Source organism: Nodosilinea sp. LEGE 07298 (genome assembly GCF_015207265.1).
Taxonomy (GTDB): domain Bacteria; phylum Cyanobacteriota; class Cyanobacteriia; order Phormidesmidales; family Phormidesmidaceae; genus Nodosilinea.
In genome coordinates this window covers 21,177-38,632 of the sequence record NZ_JADEXE010000005.1, presented here as the reverse complement: position 1 = coordinate 38,632, position 17,456 = coordinate 21,177, and the positions used below count along the sequence as shown (strand labels likewise).

Annotated in this window: 20 protein-coding genes; 5 read left to right on the top strand and 15 right to left on the bottom strand. The window is 56.1% G+C overall.

The window, feature by feature from the left end; genetic code table 11:
- Window positions 1-34: 34 nt before the first annotated feature.
- Window positions 35-904 carry an NmrA family NAD(P)-binding protein gene (locus IQ273_RS01385; RefSeq protein ID WP_194021329.1) on the bottom strand — a complete coding sequence of 290 codons (870 nt, stop codon included), beginning with the start codon at window positions 902-904 and terminating at the stop codon, window positions 35-37.
- 491 nt (window positions 905-1,395) lie between these two features.
- Between IQ273_RS01385 and IQ273_RS01380 the strand changes: the two genes are divergently transcribed.
- Window positions 1,396-2,343 carry a cobalamin-binding protein gene (locus tag IQ273_RS01380; RefSeq protein WP_194021328.1) on the top strand — a complete coding sequence of 316 codons (948 nt, stop codon included), beginning with the start codon at window positions 1,396-1,398 and terminating at the stop codon, window positions 2,341-2,343.
- A 136-nt stretch (window positions 2,344-2,479) separates the two neighbouring features.
- Here the strand turns inward: IQ273_RS01380 and IQ273_RS01375 are convergent, their stop codons facing one another.
- The 3 genes from IQ273_RS01375 to IQ273_RS01365 form a co-directional block, all read right to left on the bottom strand.
- Entirely contained in the window at window positions 2,480-2,626 is a 147-nt protein-coding gene (locus IQ273_RS01375) for a hypothetical protein (RefSeq protein WP_194021327.1), read from the bottom strand.
- Window positions 2,627-2,771: 145 nt separating this feature from the next.
- On the bottom strand, window positions 2,772-3,611 hold the full coding sequence (locus tag IQ273_RS01370; RefSeq protein WP_194021326.1) for a hypothetical protein: 840 nt from the start codon (window positions 3,609-3,611) through the stop codon (window positions 2,772-2,774).
- A gap of 183 nt (window positions 3,612-3,794) precedes the next feature.
- Window positions 3,795-4,853, bottom strand: a complete 1,059-nt coding sequence (locus IQ273_RS01365; RefSeq protein WP_194021325.1) for a mannose-1-phosphate guanylyltransferase — start codon at window positions 4,851-4,853, stop codon at window positions 3,795-3,797.
- Between the two features lie 390 nt (window positions 4,854-5,243).
- On the opposite strand from IQ273_RS01365, the gene IQ273_RS01360 reads away from it, so the two are divergent.
- Together IQ273_RS01360 and IQ273_RS01355 are read left to right on the top strand one after the other, a co-directional pair.
- A complete protein-coding gene (locus IQ273_RS01360; protein ID WP_194021324.1) occupies window positions 5,244-6,698 on the top strand; it encodes an LCP family protein in 1,455 nt (484 codons plus the stop codon).
- A 46-nt stretch (window positions 6,699-6,744) separates the two neighbouring features.
- A complete protein-coding gene (locus IQ273_RS01355) occupies window positions 6,745-7,131 on the top strand; it encodes a YidH family protein (protein WP_194021323.1) in 387 nt (128 codons plus the stop codon).
- A gap of 14 nt (window positions 7,132-7,145) precedes the next feature.
- Here the strand turns inward: IQ273_RS01355 and IQ273_RS01350 are convergent, their stop codons facing one another.
- On the bottom strand, window positions 7,146-7,535 hold the full coding sequence (locus IQ273_RS01350) for a YidH family protein (RefSeq protein ID WP_194021322.1): 390 nt from the start codon (window positions 7,533-7,535) through the stop codon (window positions 7,146-7,148).
- Window positions 7,536-7,825: 290 nt separating this feature from the next.
- Here IQ273_RS01350 and IQ273_RS01345 point away from each other — a divergent pair, with 290 nt between their 5' ends.
- Both IQ273_RS01345 and IQ273_RS01340 read left to right on the top strand, forming a co-directional pair.
- On the top strand, window positions 7,826-8,227 hold the full coding sequence (locus IQ273_RS01345) for a YidH family protein (protein WP_194021321.1): 402 nt from the start codon (window positions 7,826-7,828) through the stop codon (window positions 8,225-8,227).
- A 367-nt stretch (window positions 8,228-8,594) separates the two neighbouring features.
- Window positions 8,595-8,966, top strand: a complete 372-nt coding sequence (locus IQ273_RS01340) for a hypothetical protein (RefSeq protein WP_194021320.1) — start codon at window positions 8,595-8,597, stop codon at window positions 8,964-8,966.
- A 230-nt stretch (window positions 8,967-9,196) separates the two neighbouring features.
- Here the strand turns inward: IQ273_RS01340 and IQ273_RS01335 are convergent, their stop codons facing one another.
- The 10 genes from IQ273_RS01335 to IQ273_RS01290 form a co-directional block, all read right to left on the bottom strand.
- Complete coding sequence (locus IQ273_RS01335) at window positions 9,197-9,604, bottom strand: DUF4346 domain-containing protein (protein ID WP_194021385.1); 408 nt, start codon at window positions 9,602-9,604, stop codon at window positions 9,197-9,199.
- Window positions 9,605-9,714: 110 nt separating this feature from the next.
- Window positions 9,715-11,268, bottom strand: a complete 1,554-nt coding sequence (locus IQ273_RS01330) for an adenylate/guanylate cyclase domain-containing protein (RefSeq protein ID WP_194021318.1) — start codon at window positions 11,266-11,268, stop codon at window positions 9,715-9,717.
- A gap of 91 nt (window positions 11,269-11,359) precedes the next feature.
- A complete protein-coding gene (locus IQ273_RS01325; RefSeq protein WP_194021316.1) occupies window positions 11,360-12,532 on the bottom strand; it encodes a GNAT family N-acetyltransferase in 1,173 nt (390 codons plus the stop codon).
- Between the two features lie 57 nt (window positions 12,533-12,589).
- On the bottom strand, window positions 12,590-13,240 hold the full coding sequence (locus IQ273_RS01320; protein ID WP_194021384.1) for a RibD family protein: 651 nt from the start codon (window positions 13,238-13,240) through the stop codon (window positions 12,590-12,592).
- Window positions 13,241-13,321: 81 nt separating this feature from the next.
- Window positions 13,322-13,879 carry a hypothetical protein gene (locus IQ273_RS01315; RefSeq protein WP_194021314.1) on the bottom strand — a complete coding sequence of 186 codons (558 nt, stop codon included), beginning with the start codon at window positions 13,877-13,879 and terminating at the stop codon, window positions 13,322-13,324.
- A gap of 217 nt (window positions 13,880-14,096) precedes the next feature.
- Complete coding sequence (locus tag IQ273_RS01310; protein ID WP_194021312.1) at window positions 14,097-14,561, bottom strand: YraN family protein; 465 nt, start codon at window positions 14,559-14,561, stop codon at window positions 14,097-14,099.
- Between the two features lie 100 nt (window positions 14,562-14,661).
- Window positions 14,662-15,153, bottom strand: a complete 492-nt coding sequence (locus tag IQ273_RS01305) for a YajQ family cyclic di-GMP-binding protein (protein WP_194021309.1) — start codon at window positions 15,151-15,153, stop codon at window positions 14,662-14,664.
- A 32-nt stretch (window positions 15,154-15,185) separates the two neighbouring features.
- Window positions 15,186-15,602, bottom strand: coding sequence for an MAPEG family protein (locus tag IQ273_RS01300; protein ID WP_228052208.1), 417 nt, complete (start codon window positions 15,600-15,602; stop codon window positions 15,186-15,188).
- A 23-nt stretch (window positions 15,603-15,625) separates the two neighbouring features.
- On the bottom strand, window positions 15,626-16,153 hold the full coding sequence (locus IQ273_RS01295; RefSeq protein ID WP_397196803.1) for a DNA recombination-mediator protein A: 528 nt from the start codon (window positions 16,151-16,153) through the stop codon (window positions 15,626-15,628).
- A gap of 85 nt (window positions 16,154-16,238) precedes the next feature.
- A complete protein-coding gene (locus tag IQ273_RS01290) occupies window positions 16,239-17,336 on the bottom strand; it encodes a phosphotransacetylase family protein (RefSeq protein WP_313897996.1) in 1,098 nt (365 codons plus the stop codon).
- Window positions 17,337-17,456: the final 120 nt, after the last annotated feature.

Here is a 17,456-nt window from a genome sequence, read left to right as displayed (position 1 = left end):
CTGGCTGGCATTTGGATGCGGACTTCCAGTCATCTTACTGGCGATCGCTTGATTGCACCATCTGCGAGAGATAATTGTGCAGTGAAGTTACGCCCCGCTCAACAGAGTTGAAGTCTGGAAATGCTTCATTAAGAGTCACTGCTGTCATATTGGCGAAAGATTCGGCAGCTTCGTTTGAGAATCCTACACTTTTGAACATAGCCAACCATTGGTCACGAGGAACAGATTCAGCAGAAACGGGACGACCCAGCGCCGTCGCAAATGCAACCGCTACATCTTGTGATGGGTAGCGATCGGGACCTTCAACATAATGAAGCCCCGTTTGCTCGATCGGTTCAGTCATTAAACGAGCCGCTACCTCACCAATATCTAATGGAGCAACCATCGGCAATTTGAAATCTTCTGGATAAAGCGTCTGTACCACTCCCTGTTCGCGGGCTGCTTGTAGAGATGCGTGCCAATTGCTCATGTAATAAGCGGCTCGAATAATCGTTGTAGGAATAGGTTGGGCCGTTAGTGCCTGCTCCATTTCATAAAGCACCCCTAAATCGCCTATTCGCTCTCCAGGTTGGGCTCCATACGTTGATTCGGCTACGATTTTCTCTAAATTTGTCCCATCGATCGCGCTCAAAATAGCTGCTAAACTGCGTCGCTCTTCAGCAGTCGTATCGGAGGAAGGAGCAGCGGGCGGATTGAGCAAAAACAACCGCCGTCCCTGACGAAAGATACTACGAAGCGTTTCCGTATCATGCACATCGGCTACTGCAACATCAGCACCGCCCCGACACAACTCTTCGGCTTTTGAGGGATCGCGAGTGACGACAAGAACTGGTTCACAACGTTTGAGCAGTGCCCGCGCTACGGCTGAACCAACATTACCAGTACCTCCAAGGATAATATGCATTCAGTGCCTCCGAGCCTAGCGTGCATCTCGTGCATCTCTCTAGATCTAGGATAAACAATTACTGAATACTGAGCTAGCTAACTATGAGTTAAGTATTAGATCCGCTGGACAAAACCCTCTGTGCTCGGCATTATCTGTTAGATCTACGGGATAACACCCAATTCTTAAGAAATTAAACATCAAATCTGCCGGATAAGTCCTATATTTCGAGATGTTATCCAGTAGATTTGAGGGTTAAGTATGGGTAGTGGGATATTATCTGTCAAAAGTGCTGGATAATACCCCAGATTCAGTGCTTATCCAGCGTTTACCAATGCTAGTACCTCAATCCCCTAACTATTAGATGAGGGAAGCGATTCTCCTCGCGTATTGGGACTGTCACTATGGCGCTCCTGCGCCTCTAATTTAGAGAATTCAGGATTTGTCCCCACACCTCGCTGCAGGGATAATTAAGTTAGGGATAAGTCTGAAGTCTAAAACTGGCATCTTCCATGACCCAAACGCCCCTCCGCATCATCTCCCTCATCCCTAGCGCCACTGAGATTGTCTGTAGCCTGGGGCTAGAAGAATCTTTGGTGGGTCGCAGCCACGAGTGCGACTTTCCGCCCACTGTCAAAGCTTTGCCCGTCTGCACCGCACCCAAATTTAACCCCGAGGGCAGCAGCGGCGAAATTCACCAGCGGGTGAGCGACCTGCTCACCTCGGCCCTCAGCGTTTACCGGGTCGATGTCGCCATGCTAGAAGCACTACAGCCCACCCACATCATTACCCAGGCCCAGTGCGAAGTCTGTGCCGTCAGCCTGGGTGATGTAGAAGCTGCCGTGGCCCAACTCACCCAGGGCCAGCCTCAGCTGATTTCGCTTTCTCCCAACCGCCTGGCCGACGTTTGGGACGACATCTATAGAACTGGGGTGACTCTGCTAGGGGAGACGGGGCGGGTTCAGGTGGAATCTGTTTTAGCCGGGCTCAAGCAGCGGGTGCAGATTTGTTGCGATCGCACCACTAACCTCCCAGCCCCTACCGTCGCCTGCATTGAGTGGACAGAGCCGTTGATGGCCGCTGGCAACTGGGTGCCCGAACTGGTGGCCCTGGCGGGGGGCAAATCGCTCTTTGGCCAAGTCGGCCAACACTCCCCCTGGATGTCTTGGGACGACCTGATTGCCGCTGACCCAGAGGTGATTGTGATCATGCCCTGCGGCTATAACCTGGCCGTGACCCGTCGCGAGAGTGCAGCGCTGATTGCCCATCCTCAATGGTCGTCGCTCAAAGCGGTGCAAACGGGTCGGGTTTACCTGACCGATGGCAACCAGTACTTCAACCGCCCTGGCCCTCGCCTGGTCGATTCTTTAGAGATCTTGGCAGAAATTTTTCACCCAGATAGAGCTGCCTATGGCTACCGAGGCCAGGGCTGGCAGCCCTTTCACTCTGAGAATAATTAATCTGGGGTTGCTGACCTCAGGTATGCATCAAAAATTCAACGCCTTTCGTAAGGGCAAACGGCCGTTTGTCCTTACGAAAGTTCATGCCTCAATTCAGCAACACCATTAATCTTTTGGCTGAAAGTTTGATAATGCCCTAGCTGCGCTGACGCTTTTGCAGGGCTTCTAGCATCTGCTGCTTGACAGCTTCCGCCCAGAGGCTAAAGTCTTCGCGGTTTTCGAGGGCGTTGCGAGCGGGGGTAGAGGGGGCGGAGGTAGCCTGCGAAGATTTTAAGGTAGACATGGCAATACATAGAGCTTCTATAGCTCTGATATAACAAATCTCCCCAGGCGTCAGCTACGGTGTTATGCGCTATTTACATTGACCTGGCTAGCTCTTGCATAGAGCCTGGCGATTGCCCCGGTTCTACCCCAAAAAATCTCAGAACCTAAAACTTTTCGGCTTCCGTCAGGGCCATAGCCTTATTGGCAGAATAGGTCTGTACCCGATCTTGAGCGATCGGATAGCGCTCATCCTCGGGGGGCACTTCGGCCATTAGATCGGCCGCCCGCTGCCAGCGCACGGCTAAATCTAGCCACTCGGCAGCGGTAGAAGCTGTCTTCCCGTCTTCTACTGACTGTTGGGCAATGCGCACCGCCAGTACGAAGGGGTCTTGTCCGGCTGGGGCGGCTGGGGCGGCGGTCGCATCTGTTTCGCTAGCCGTATCGCTCTGTGCGCCCAACCTTAGATCAACTCCCAGCCAGTCTTTAGTGGCCCACCCCACTAGCAGCAGCAGCAGGGCCAGACTGGCACCGCCAATGATCCCTCGCCAAAAGGCGCTGCTGCTTGAGGTCGGCTTTTTCTTGTACACATCATCTAAGAAGGGGTTGCGCTGGCGGGGGGCACGCAAATCGCGCCACAGGCGAGCGACTGGGTTAGGCCGCTTGAGCACAATTGGCTCTGACCACAGCAGGCTGTTTTCGGGGTCGCGCTTGATTTCGTCGAGCCACAGCAGCTGCTGCTCCTGCACAATGCGGCTGTTGATGTTGACTCGGCTAATGCCCCGGGGACTAATCGTCTCCAGTACGTGGCGCACCTGATCGACCACGGTCTCTCGGGGTAGGGCATCGGCGCTGGGCGCTTCGACCAACAGTTGAAGAATGCCGCTGTCTTGAATAGCACGGGTGCGAATGCCTTCTTCCGCAAAGTGCTCATTCAAAATTTGAATGATGGCAGCTACACTCCCCTGGCGGGCCTGGAAGTCAATGTCGTCAATGGTTGGATGCATGGCTCAAAGCTGCCGCACACCGCGAATGAATCCGCAGCATAGCGCAGGTATAAACGGCTGATCCCGAAATTATATCAACCGCTGCCCAACCTGGAACATTCTGCACAGGCCCAGGATCCTAAAGCCGAGCCTCTCCGCGTGAGCATCGTAGCGAAGGGGCTCGGTTAGCAAACTGTATTCAGCCTATAGCAGGTGCTGAAAACGGTCTTCGGATCCGAGTTGTTTGACGGCGGCTTTGATGTCCTGAGTGCGGTCTTTGCGCACAATCAGGGTGGCGTTGCCGTCGCGCACAATCACTACGTCCTCTAGGCCAATGGTGACGACCACCTCGTCGGGGTCAGCCGAGTAGACAATGCTGCCAGTAGTATCGAGGGCCACGTGGGTAGCCAGATTCACGTTTTGATCGCCGGGTTGTTTCAGCAGGCGCTCGACGGCGTTCCAGTCGCCCAGGTCGTCCCAGTCAAAGGTGACGGGCATTACCTGGGCGCGATCGGTGTGCTCCATAACGGCATAGTCAATGCTGAGCTTGTCGAGCCCAGGGTAAGCGTCTACCCCTTTGGCCATCAGCGCCTGCATCAGGTCGGGGGCGTGGGTTTTGAGTTCGTCGATCATGACGCCAGCCGGGAAGACGAACATGCCGCTGTTCCAGCTGAAGCGACCGCTATCGATAAAGGTTTGAGCGGTGGGGGCGTCGGGTTTTTCGGTGAAGCGGCTGACGGTGTAGGCGTTGTGCGAGCCGTAGGTGCCGGTGGCCTGGCCCTGCTCGATATAGCCATAGCCCGTGGCCGGATAGGTGGGGGCTATGCCCAGCGTTGCGATCGCCCCTTGGCCCGCTAGCTCTGCGGCCGCTTGCAGGGTCTGGCAAAAGGCCTTTTCATCGGCGATCCAGTGGTCGGCTGGAAAGAAGCCCACCAGGGCATCGTCGCCGTAGCGCTGGGCGACTTCTAGGGTGCCCCAGGCCACCGCCGGGGCCGTGTCGCGCCCCACGGGTTCGATCAGCAGGTTGGCCTCGGGCAGTTCGGGCAACTGCTCGCGCACGCGATCGGCCAGGTGGGCAGCGGTAATCACCCACATATTCTCCCAACCCTCAGACAGGGGTAGCAGGCGGTCAGCGGTGGCCTGCAGCAGGCTGCGATCGCTGCCGTCTAGGCACAAAAACTGTTTAGGGCGCGCCAGTCGGCTAACGGGCCAAAATCGCTCGCCTTTGCCCCCAGCCAAAATAATAGGAATAAGTGCAGCCATAGTAATTACGTTGTTTCTACGCCGTTTAAAGATTAAGGAGTTATGACGGACTACAGACGGCATTGGGAAAGTCTTGAGCGCTGGCTTCAGCCCTGGCCCAGAGACACTTCGGCGCGATCGCTGCCATCAAATCCACCTGCATAAGTGGCTCAATCCTATCCCTTTGTAGAAGAATTCAGGGCACAATTCGCTTAATATTGATTAACACATCAACCTGCTGCGAAGATTTAGCAGGGTTTTAGAGTCGGATCCGGACCTGCTTGTGAGGGCGGTGCAGTCTAACCCTGACCTGCCTTATTTTGGCTTGATAAAACCCATGCTGAGGCTACAGTGGCATGTCGTAACAGGGGCTATGTTGGTAGGGCGTCGCAGCAGCTTAAGTAGGTATTCATGACAACCCCTTCGCAAAACGTCGAGTCTCAGCAAGACAGCTCTACCCGTCCCGATCTATCTGCCAGTGTTGAGCAGGCTGAGCCGGTTGTCTCAGTTAGCTATCCGTCGCAGCATGTGGTTGCCGCGACAAACCTCGGCCATCAACCTAGCGCCGCCCGGCGAACGTTCAACGCTTTGCTGTGGGGTAGTGTATTTGTCGGTACGGCAGCCGTTTCAGCGATGGTAGGGGCCGCGATCGCCCTATCGGTGCCGCTGCCAGGCTTTCTAGGTGGTAGTACCAACCAGGCTGCCAACTTGGGCGATCTGTGGCAGGCGGGCTTTCGCTACCAGGTAACGCGGCCGGTCAATATCCTGGTGATGGGAATCGATGAAGTCCCTGATGCCCAACCCACCTCGGACGAGGTATTTGCGGGTCGCACCGACACGCTGCTGCTAGTGCGGGTCGATGCTGAGGCCGGTACCCTCAACGTCATGTCAATTCCCCGCGATACTCGGGTGCAGATACCGGGCTTTGGCATGGATAAAATCAATCAGGCCAACGTGCTGGGAGGCCCCGAACTGGTCGCTCAGACCCTGGGCTACAACCTGGGCAATATTCAGGTCGATCGCTATGTTCGCATCAATACGGCGGCCTTTCGCGAAATGGTTGATCTGGTCGAAGGCATTGAGGTCAATGTACCCAGTCGGATGGAGTACACCGATCGCACCCAAGGACTCTATATTGATCTCTACCCTGGCTGGCAAACCCTAAATGGTGATCAGGCCGAGCAGTTTGCTCGCTACCGTAAAGAAAGTGGCGATATTGGCCGGGTGCAGCGTCAGCAGCTGCTGCTTAAAGCATTGCGCGAGCGGTTGACCAATCCCACGGTTATTCCCAAACTACCCCAGGCTATTCGGGTGCTGCAGCGCTACGTCGATACCAACCTCACGCTGGAAGAAATGCTGGCGATCGCTAACTTTGGCCTCGAAATTGAGTCTGACCAACTGCAGATGGTTATGCTGCCCGGTCGGTTTAGCACCTCGGCAGAGTTTAACGCCAGCTACTGGCTGCCCAACTGGGACGCCTCGGCAGCGGTGATGCAAAATTTCTTTGCGGCGGCGGAGGTTGGCCTTTACGCCGACAATGCTCAGGATCGCTATGTGACCGATTTGGCGATCGCGGTTCAAAATGCCTCTGGTCGGCCTGAGCAGGCGGCCTCGGTGGCTCGCTACCTGCGCGAAAATGGATTTAGCAATGTTTACCTGATTGGCGATTGGCCCAGCACTGTAGCCCGTACTGAGGTAGTGGCCCAGCAGGGCGATGTCGATAGCGCCCATATGGTGGAATCGCTTTTAGGGGTGGGCCGGGCACTCTCGGAGTCAACGGGTGACCTGGGTTCTGACCTTACTATTCGAGTGGGCCAAGACTGGACCAAGCGCACGAGTCAGCCCCTCGATGCTGCGCCTCAGTAGCCCTTTGGCCCAGTCCTTGCCCCCGTCATGTTTTTGGGCCTGCCCCATGCCGAGCCCCTACCCGCCCAATGCTCAAGATGAACTGGCCCGCGATCGCAACCGTCTGGCTGCCGATCGGTCTCTGCTATCTTTTGTGCGCAGTAGCCTGACTTTGATCAGCCTTGGCGTTGGTCTGGAGCAAATCTTGGCAGCGCTCTCTCCTGGCGATCGCCATATCGATGCATGGGCCTACGGTCTGAGCCTGGTATACGTTGGGCTGGGATTGTTGTGCCTGGTCTTTGCCCTAGCCGATTACCAGGCGGAAAGGGCGCGTTTGCGATCGCCTCGCTATCTATATGTACCTCGGTGGTCTTTAGCTGAAGCGACTGGCCTGGCGATTTTAGCGATCGGGGTGGTGGCCTTGGGCTGGCTCTGGCTAGACCTGCTACAGTGATGGCCCATCCGCCGCTACCGCCACAGGAGAGTGACCCCTAGCCCCGCTACTCCCGCCAGCACAACGGTCACCATCGCCCAACGATTTAAGGTCTGACTCGGCAGTAGCACATAGTTTTGCTGCTCAATGGCGCTCATGGCCAGCCGGTGCTGAACCAGCGCTAGCCCCAGTAGCAAAACCCCCACCCCCACAAATCCGATGCCAACCAGTGCTGGGGTTGCCGTGGTCACTGTCGCCTGCCGCCTGAGGCTGCGGCCAATTTGATCAAAGGCGACCCCAAACCCGATCAGGCTCAGACAAATCCCGGTCCAGGCATTGAGGGTGCGTTCGGCAGCAGCGCGGTTACGTTCGCGGGCCAGTTCGTTGGTGGTATTTACCAGCTGGGGCTGTGGCATGTCACTCATGGGCTAGTGCCTTAAACCTGTATTAATGCTAGTGAGTCAGTCGCAGCAGCTGAGTGCTGTCTGGGCGCAAAATTTAGCTAATCTGATAACTAAGGGCTCTGCGGGTTAATGGCGTACCAGATAGCCAGGTTTCGACTTCGATCAACCTTCAGTGATCGAGGGCTGAGCGAAGTCGAAGTCCGATCAGCAGGTACCTTATTTTCTTGCGAGTCCCTAATCTGAGAGTACGGTACTTTGGTTAGGGTTTGGCTGCTGTATCGAGGCTGTTGCTGCTGTGACCTGGTGCTGCTATGAGTACGTCTAACCCAGGCCCAACTCCGGCTACCGAGTTGGCCAAAGAGCGCAATCGTGCTGCCGAAGAGCGCACTCTGATGGCCTGGATTCGTACCTCGCTGGCGCTAATTGGGTTTGGCTTTGGGATTGAGCGCATTGTTGCAGCTATCTATCAAACCCTGGGGAATACCGTTAACCCGTTGCCGCTGTCTCGCGTTTTAGGGCTGTCATTTGTGGCTCTGGGCACGTTTGCCCTGCTCGGTGCCGCCCTCGACCACAACCATCAGCTGCAGCGCATTCAGCGCAACGATTTGGTTTATCGATCGCGGCGATCTCCGGCCCTGATGGTGGCCTATGTTTTGATCGGGCTGGGAGCGATTGCCTTTATCGGCATTTTAGTCAGCCCTTTAATTTCCTGAAAGGCGGAGCAAAAGTGGCTCAGGCCCAGCATCCTCCAGGCTGATTTAGCTTCTCCAAAGCTAGAGGATGACTTCGCTTGAGCCCACCTAATCATCGGAATTTCGAGCTAAACATCTAATTTTTCTTAAGTGAAATGAGCTATTAAATAGGCCCTGGTTGGTTAACGTCAGCATGTAACAAGCCTGGGTGATAAGTTTACAAAGCAAACCCTATCTTCACTGCTTTTCAGGCTGAAAGTTAGTCTCGTCAGGGGTTTTAGCTCCTGTACGTAGCCTTGCTAATAAAGGTTAAATGATTCAGGAGACCCGCCGTAATCCATAAAGTGGAGTCTAGGATGATGGGGAAAATTAAAAACCAGAGCGTCGCATGGACTCTATCCAAACTCAAGTCATTCTTTTGACAAACAAGATTGACTCCCTGCATCACATGATTGATCAGGTTAACGATCAGGTTTCTGCGCTAATTGCGACCCAGGCCTGTGCCATTACACCCGACGATGCTGGGTTCGGGCGTTTCACCTATGGTAAGTCTTCTCGACACAATCCTGGCCTGCTAGACAGTGTCTGCGAGCACAAAGATGTTCTGCTAGACAGCAGTTATTTAGACTTAGATCGCCAAAATACAGAGACTACCTTCTCCCCAGACGTGCAGATTCAGCGACTGACAGCCCAGCTAACGGCGGCTTACAATCGTATCGCTGCTCTAGAGGAACAGCTGTTGGCCTCTCGGGTCCATTGAGTCGATGCCAAGGGGTTAGTTAATGAAGCTGGTGCAAAAGCTTTAGCTAGAGGCGATCGCTCTGCTTGCTGACGGCCCAACCTGGTCAAAGCTTGGTTAGTAACGTCCCCTGTCAGTTGATTTTGTCGCCGTTAAGCCCGACTCTGGGCTGACCTGTTTTCAGGCGACATACTATTGGCGCGAGCTGACGACGCGCAGCGGACTCGGTTCTACAGCCTTGCCCTTTGCGTTTAATCTTGAATATAGGGTTCGCCTGCTGAGAGAGCGGCTTCGGCCCGAGCAAACTCGCGCCCCAGGTAGGCCGCATGGTCTAGATAGGTGATGGGGCAGGGGTTAACCGGGTCTTCAAAAATGGCAATACAGAGTTCTTTGGCGGTGCGTCCGCTGTAGGTACGGGTGGGCACCCGTTCTACGGTACCTCGTACGGGTAGAGGTTTACCTGTAACCGGGTCGCAGGCAAGCCCTTTGTCGTTGATGACGTTGGCAAAGTGCTTGGCGCAAATTAGCCCCTGTTCTACATCCAAATAAATTAAAAAGTAGCCACCGGGGTCTAGCTCGATGTAGCGCTTCGAGAGTTGGTCATCGAGGGCCTGGCGCTGGGCTTTATCAATAGGCTGAGTGCTAGAGGGGAGAGTCATCGCAGAATGGCGCAGCGATCGCGGCCTGTACAGGGTCAAGGTTCTCTATGGTAGCGCGTTAGGCCATCTACCTCACTCTTCCCAACCAGTGACCCACCATTGGCCCAATCTTAAGGGCGGCTGGCCAAACTGTAGATCGCTTGGGGAATAGCCTTACCTTTCAGTGCCAGCATCCCCAAGAACCGGCAGTCGTAGGCAGCGTCGAGAGCAAGCGCCTGATGGGTTGCCGCATCCAGCAGGATTTGGTTGTGAGCGGCGTAGCTCATCAATCGTGCGGCGGTGTTGACCGTATCGCCCAGCACGTTAAACTCTCGCCGCCCTCGGGGTTCACCAATTTCGGCGGCAAAGACCTGGCCGTAGGTCAGGCCCATGCGACAGGTAATTGGCAATGGCTGGCCTTGGCGAGTAGGGGGGCGCAATTGAGCCACCAAATCGCGAATAGCCAACAGGGTCTCAGCTGCTCGTAGGGGGGCGTCAGTCTCAGGATTGAGCACACCAAAGTGAATCAGTAGGTCCGAGCCAATGGAGTGATAGGTGACCTTTTGCAAAATGCCGCGCTGCCGTTCTACCGCCCCGTTGATCAGGGCAAAGGCGTGGGAAAAACAGCTGACAACGCTGTCGGTATCGTTGGGATAGTCGGCGTCTACTGCCTCGGGTAGGCCAATCAGGTTGACAAAGGCTACTGCCGCCGTCGGAAACGCAGGCGGAATGCGGCGAGCCGCCGCAGTGTTGACCAGCAGCTGCAGTACCGATCGCGGTAGATAGCTGGCCAGGGGCTCAAGGGCCTGCAGGCTGGCCTCAATCTCCTGCATCAGGCCGGGTACGCTGCGGTCAAACAATATTGAGCTAGCCGCACGGCGGCGGTTTAGCGTCAGGCCGTATTCACCCAGGGTTTCAGGACTGAGGTCGTCTACCACCAGGCTACCACCAGCGGTATTCGGCTCCAGGCGCAGGCGCAAACTGGCCGACAAGCGATCGCACCCCGTTTGGCTGAGGCAGACTCGGCCCACAGTCCCGGCTGCCTCGGTCTGTTTGGCCACTAGCACCGTTTGGCCCAGCAGTACGTGGGCGCGGCGCATGGGGGTGCCAATATCGGCGGCTACAAATGGCCCAGGGTGAATGCCCAGCCGCATCTGTAATGATAGTGGACCTTGGGCCGTTTCAAGCTGGGCAAAATTGGCCATGGCTCGCTGCATCCGCAGTCCCGCATAAATAGCCTGGATCATTTCTGCCTCGCCATTGTCAGACTGATAGGCTTCGTGGCAAAACTGCACCAGCATTGCATCGCCGGTAAACTCCAGCAGATTGCCGCCAGCCTTGCTAATCAGCTCTACCATCTGGGCAAAGTAGGCGTTGATGATGGCCAGCAGAGCCTCGGCCCCGGCGCGCCCAGCCGCTGCATTGGCGGCAAACAGGGGGGTAAACCCAGCTAAATCGGTAAATAACAGGCTGCCCTGGTGCCAGCGGTGGCGCACCCGTGGACTGGTAGGGGGCTGCTGAGACACATCTCGCGGCACATAGTCAATCAGCACGTGCTGTAGCGTGCGCAAGTGATTAAATACCTTGCTCAAGGTCTGGGCAGAAGGGTCAACCCAAAGGGCTGCGTAGAGGTCAGCCGGTGCCAGATCTCGCAGGCTGCGCTCAATGTTCTCCAGTTCTGCCACTGCCCCTACCCATTACTTGCCCTGCCCAGCAGCGTTGTGCTGCTCTAGGGTGCCCAGTTGGGGAGGAATTACAATCCTCAAGGCGCAATCCCTAAGGCAGCTTGAGGGGGAGTTCGGCATTGATGGTATCAATGTCTTGCTGCTCTAGATCGTTGACTTCGGTAATGTAGCGATTTAGCAGCTTGGCCAAACGAGTATCATAAAACCGATGCAGGCTGTAGTTGCCCAGGGCCGGAAACCCGCGCCGTTTTTTGTGGCGACCCCCAGCTCCTGGGTCAAACGAGGTAATACCGTTGGCGATCGCCCATTCAATCGGTGCGTAGTAGCAAGCGTTGAAGTGCAGATTGTTGAAATCTAAAGTAGAGCCCCAGTAGCGACCGTAGAGGCGATCGCCCTTAGTCAGGCAAAACGACATGCCAATTGGGTCGCTGTCGTCTTCACCGTAGGCCGCAAAAAACACCATGCGGTGGCGGTAGTCGTGGTGCAGCAGCGCAAAGAACTTGCGGCTCAGGTATTTGCTGCCCCACCAGCCAAACTTGTCGCAGGTGTCGGCATAAAAGTCGTACATCTGGTTGCACAACGGCTTGCTAATGGCGTCACCCGCGATCGCTTCCAGGCGCAGGCCTGCTGTTGCCATCGACTTGCGCTCGCGCTTGATATTGCGGCGCTGGTTGGCATTAAAAATACTCAAATAGTCGTCAAAGTCTTGAAAGCCCTGGTTTTGCCACACGTAGCTGTGGTGCAACCATTCTGAGAAACCCAGCTGGGTCATCGCGACTCGCCACTGAGGATCAACATAGAGAAAGTGACAGCCGGAGATGGTGTTGCGATCGCAGAAGTCATCAATTACCTCGACCATCGCTCGGGTGATCACCGCTTCATCGGCGTCGGGGGCAATTAAAAATCGGTAGCCCTCCGCTGGGGTAAAGGGCGACATGCCCAGCAATTTTGGGTAATACTCGACCCCCAGTCGCTCAGCCAGGTCGGCCCACTGGTGGTCAAACACAAACTCGCCCCGGCTGTGCCCCTTCAGGTACATGGGGGCCGCCCCCACCAGGGTCTTGCCTTGCCAGAGGGCGAGGTGGCAGGGCAGCCAGCCCGCATTGGCCCCTACGCTACCCGATCGCTCCATATTGTGTAGCCAGCTCCACTCCAAAAAAGGCGTGGCCAGGGGCAAAGCTAGCTCATCCCACACCGCTTCGGGCACCTCTTCAATAGAACGCAGCCAGGTGGCGGTTAGCGACGGCACAGCGGGGTAGCCCATAGGTGATTAGCCGGTAGGGGACGGTGGTTATTCTCCAGGGTAAAGGAATTTGTAGTTCTATGCAGGGGACAGTACCCGGTAGTGCAAAAACACCTCATCGCCCACCGTCTGGTTAGATAGCAGCGTGAGCCGGGGGGCGAGATCCGCTAAAAATCCGGCCCCCTCCACTGGCGTTGGAGCCATCGTGCCGCCCAAAATCAGCGGGCACACGGTAATAAACACTTCGTGGATACAGCGGCAGCGCAGTAGGTCTGCGGCCAGTCCACCGCCCCCCAATAGCGCCAGGGTATTGATGCCAGCCTGCTTGAGCTGGGCTAAAACCCAAACCCAGTCCCAGGGATGGGTCTTGTCCTCGGGTATTGTCCAAATGTACTGAAACTGGTCTGTCTTCCAGCCTTCGGCTCCCGCCGATGTGGTGACTAAGCCCCTAGGCACCGGCTGCCGAAAGAAACGCAGCTTGGGGTTTAAATGTCCCGAGGGCGACCAGACAATCTGAATAGGCTGATCGGACTGCCCTCGCTGCCGTCGCTGCGCCAGTAATTCGGGATTGCGCACGCTGAGGGTGGTGCCGTAGGCCCGCAGGGTGCCGCCGCCAAACAGCACGCCATCCGCCGCCGCTACCTGGGCCTCCAGGTGGGCCAAATCAGCTGGGGATGAAAACCGGGCTGCCCCTCGCTGGGCATCGGCAATTTTGCCGTCTAGGCTCATGGCCAGCACCAGCGTAGTGTGAGGGATGGCAGGGTTAGACTCGGGGGCGATCGCCAAGATAGCAGGTTATGCAAGACCCCTTTAGTTTACCGAGGACTGGCTATCGCCTAGATCCCAGCTGCGGTGGCAAACCCATTCCTGGTTGGGCGATCGCTGGTAAAACCGCATTTCCCACTGGGTAGGGGTTTTGCAGTCAATGGCGGCCTCGGCCTGGGCGACGATGGCATTGACCTGCTTCTTGTCAATCCCACAGGCTAAAGGCATGCCGAGCTCATCCTGGATGCGGAGGGGCATTTTACGGGTGGGCGACTTGACCGTGCAGGCAAAATTGACCATGACCTGCTTCAGCCAGGGAGCCGTGATGGCCATGCCGCAGCCATCGGGCTTGGTCACCACTCCATCCATAGTCACTACCGGGGAAGGGCGTGATTTTAGCCCCCGGTTAAAGGCGCGATCGAGGCTTTGAGTATAGACTGGAGCCGCGCTGCCCTGTTCTTCGAAACCCTCAATTAGGGTAAAGCCAGGCACAGAGCCCTTGGCTCTACTGGTGCCTTGAGCATCACCACTCTGGGCCAGAAACTGCTTGATCTGCTCAGCCAGGGTGCCGGTTGGGCAGACAAAAATAGCAAACTTGGTCATGGTATTCCCAGAGAAACAACGGGCTATGGCGTACGCTATTGAGCCTGCTCTAGCCCACTGGGTGGATGCAGACGCTAGGGATAGAGGCAGGACAACGACTACACCTCTACATAGCAGCTTAGGCTATAACTGGCGAGATGCTGTTAATAGAGCGTTATTATTTACTTAAGGCTTGGCCGTCCGGTGCTCTGTGCAATACTTTTTGCGCTGTTCTAATCTACCGACCGGGTACGTCGAAGGCGTTGTCAATGTAGTCTTGCAGCACTAGGTAGCGGCGATCGTCCAACGTCATCTGACAAGCTGAATTGAGTGAGGTGGGTGGTGCCCCGCCCACCTGACGCCGACAGGCCACTAGGGCCACGTCAAAGCGACAGGTGGCCTCGGCCCACTGGGGATGCTTGAGCAAATAAAGCTGGGCGGCTTTCCACAGCTTGGCCTGCTTGCTGCGGGTAATCGCCATCAGACCGTAGGCGTCCCAGTTGCCCTGGCTGCGAGTTTTGACTTCCACAAAAGCAATCTGACCGTCACGATTTGCCGGGCCTTTGGCTACAACCAAATCGAGTTCGCTCCAGCGGCAGTGCCACTGGCGATCGCACAGTCGCCAGCCCTGAGTTTGCAACCAGTTGGCCACCAGGGTTTCTCCCAGGGTGCCCAGTTCAGTTTTACTGAGTTCGGCGGTCATAGGCAGCTCCGGCGGATAGCTGTCCTTAGCCTGCCCAAGCTGGGGCGATCGCCTATGCCCCTTGAGTAATTAAATGAGCGATTAAGTGCTCAGGCCGAATTTAACGGTAGTTGGTAAACTGAACCGCTACCGGCCAGTCTTCCTGTTTTACCAGCTGCATAGCCTGCTGCAAATCATCCTTCGATTTAGCCGACACCCGAACGGCGTCTCCCTGAATAGCGGCAGTGACCTTCTTGAGGTTGTCGCGAATGAGCTTGGTAATCTGTTTGCTCATATCCTGTTCGATGCCCTTTTTGAGGGTGACCGTCTGCCGCACGCGGGTGCCGCTTGCAGCTTCCACATCGCCATACTCAAAAATCTTCAGAGATAGATTACGCTTCGCCGCCTTCTGGTGCAGCAAATCTTTTACCGCATCGAGGGTCATATCGCTGGCGGTTTCAATGGTGATGCTGCTTTCCCCCAGGTCGAGGGTGGTCTTGGTATCCTTTAGGTCGTAGCGGCCGGTCACATCTCGTCGGGTTTGGTCGAGGGCGTTGACCAGCTCCTGGCGATCAAAATCGCTGACGATATCAAAAGAATAGCTAGAAGCCATAGGACAATGTAGGGTATCTGCGCACCAACAGACTACATCAAGGCCGACCGACAGCTCAAGAAATAAAGGGTAAACGTGCTCAGGTTGGCAACCGCAAACATCAGCGATCGCCCAATCGGCACATTGAAAATATAGGCTGCCGGGTACAGGGTGCGGGCGATCAGGTAGGCGATCGCTGCTCCCAAGGCCAACTCCGACTGCTGCTCGGTAACATAGGCCATCAGCGCCGCCGGGGCATACAAAATGATCGACTCAAAAGCATTTTCGTGGGCCCAGGTGGCCCGCTGAGCGTAGGGAGGCAGTTTAGCCAACATCGCTCGCGGTGCCGCCTGGTCGTAGCCCACCGTAAATCGCCCGTAGCCAACAACCAAAAACGGAAGGTATACCAGCAGCGCCGCCAGCCCAATGCTGACCAGCAAAAACCCCGGCATGATCAAAACAGATGCCATGAGAATCCAATCTGAATAACGGTTTAGTCGAAGTAGAACAGCGTTACAATCTTGCGCTGGTCTTCCGCATCTTGGCAGGTTTTGAGCAGCGTATGGCTGTCATGAAAGGCAAAGCAGACCAGCTGCTGGCAGCGAGAAATAATTTCCTGGTTGCACTGAGAGCTAGCATCAGCGAGAGACATGGCATCGTTGGCAGGGTTCTCGACCAGGTGCATCACCTGCTCTAGCTGATCGCGTGACTCGCGAGGCTGGCGGGCCAGGCTCTGGGGCAAAATTACCGTGAGCAGGTTTGGGTCTGCCTGCATCGCCCCCTTAATGGCAGCGGCGTTGGTACCAGTGGCCCCGGAGGTAATGATCCGGTTGCCCCCCAGGGCCAGGGCATAGGTCATCAGCTCAATCAGCTGCTGGTGAGTAATAGGCACATGGCGCGACCCTAAAATGGCTATCCGCTTAGACCCCGACTGTTGAATAGCCGCGAGTTCCTGCAAAAACGTGTCGACTTTAGCGGATTCGAGCGACGACGCTTCAATGGACTGACTCAAAGGCTGCACCGAATGCGAGAATAACGCGCTTAATTGTATCAGAAGGCGAGGGTAAGACAAGGCTCTACGAGAGAAGCCCGTCTGGCGGGCGGGCTTAGCTAGCCGATACGGGCAGCTTGAGGTCGAGCAGCTGCAGCAGCCGCTCCATATCGAAGTGAGTGGCGATTAGCTCTCGAATGCACTGTACCTTGATGGGCTCGTGCAGGCGCACCTGGCCAAATAGTTCGTCGATGCGCTCTACCGTAGAGAGGGTGTCAGAATCGACCGAGACTATGGGCACTTCTAGGTCAGAGGCTCGCTCCAAAATTTCTGGGGACGGAGGAATTTGGCCCGTTAGCACCAGGCACTGGGTGGAGGTCTCTAGGGCGGCAAACTGGATGTCGGTGCGATCGCCCCCGGTTACTACCGCCATATTGGTAGCTTTGCGGAAGTATCGCAGCGCCGAATTGACGTTCATGGCCCCAATGGTTAGCGTCTCTACCATCAGGTCAAGGCGGTTGGGGCAGCAGAGCACCTCGGCGTTGAGACGGGCCACAATTTCGCGCACGGTAACGCTGCGCATAATCGGCGATCGCGGCAGCAGCGCCAGCACCGGAATGCCCTGGCTTTCTAAAAAGGGCCGGGCTAGCTCGGCACAGGCCTCAGCCGCATCTGGAGGTACATCGTTGACGATGACCCCAATCAGGCGTGCCCCAAGCTGAGCTTTAGCTGCCAACAGGCGATCGACCAGCAGCAGCGAATCGTAGCGGGTGACCAGCAGCACCGCTGCATCAATATCCGCCGCAATGTGGGCCACAGACAGGCTCAGCAGCGTCCCTTCTGTCAGGTTGCCGGGGCCTTCGAGCAGCAGCAGATCTTCTCCCCGGTGCTCGGTGTAGCCCTGCAGGCTGTAATGAGTTGGCGCTTGGCCATCGAGCGCCAGGCGATCGGCTACCGCAGCCTCAGTCAATGAAATTGATGGCGGATAAAACCGGGCTGCTGGCAATTGCAGGGTTTCGACAATAAAGTCGAGATCAGGATCGGCTGCATCGCCGCCGATCGAACTACCCATGGGTTTGCCAAACCCAATATCCATCCCTGCCGCCTGAAGTTGGAGCCCAACGCCCAGTAACACCGCCGATTTGCCGCTATACGACTCGGTTGAGCCAATCACTAAACGTTTTGCTGAATTGGGCTTTGCTAAACTGGGCACGCTGCAACTCCTCTGTGGGGGCAAGGCACTGCTCTCTGATTGCCAGGCGTCGCCGCCGTACAGCAACCCAGCACCAGATGAATGATGCCAGTAGGCACAGTACCACAATCATTCTGCCAC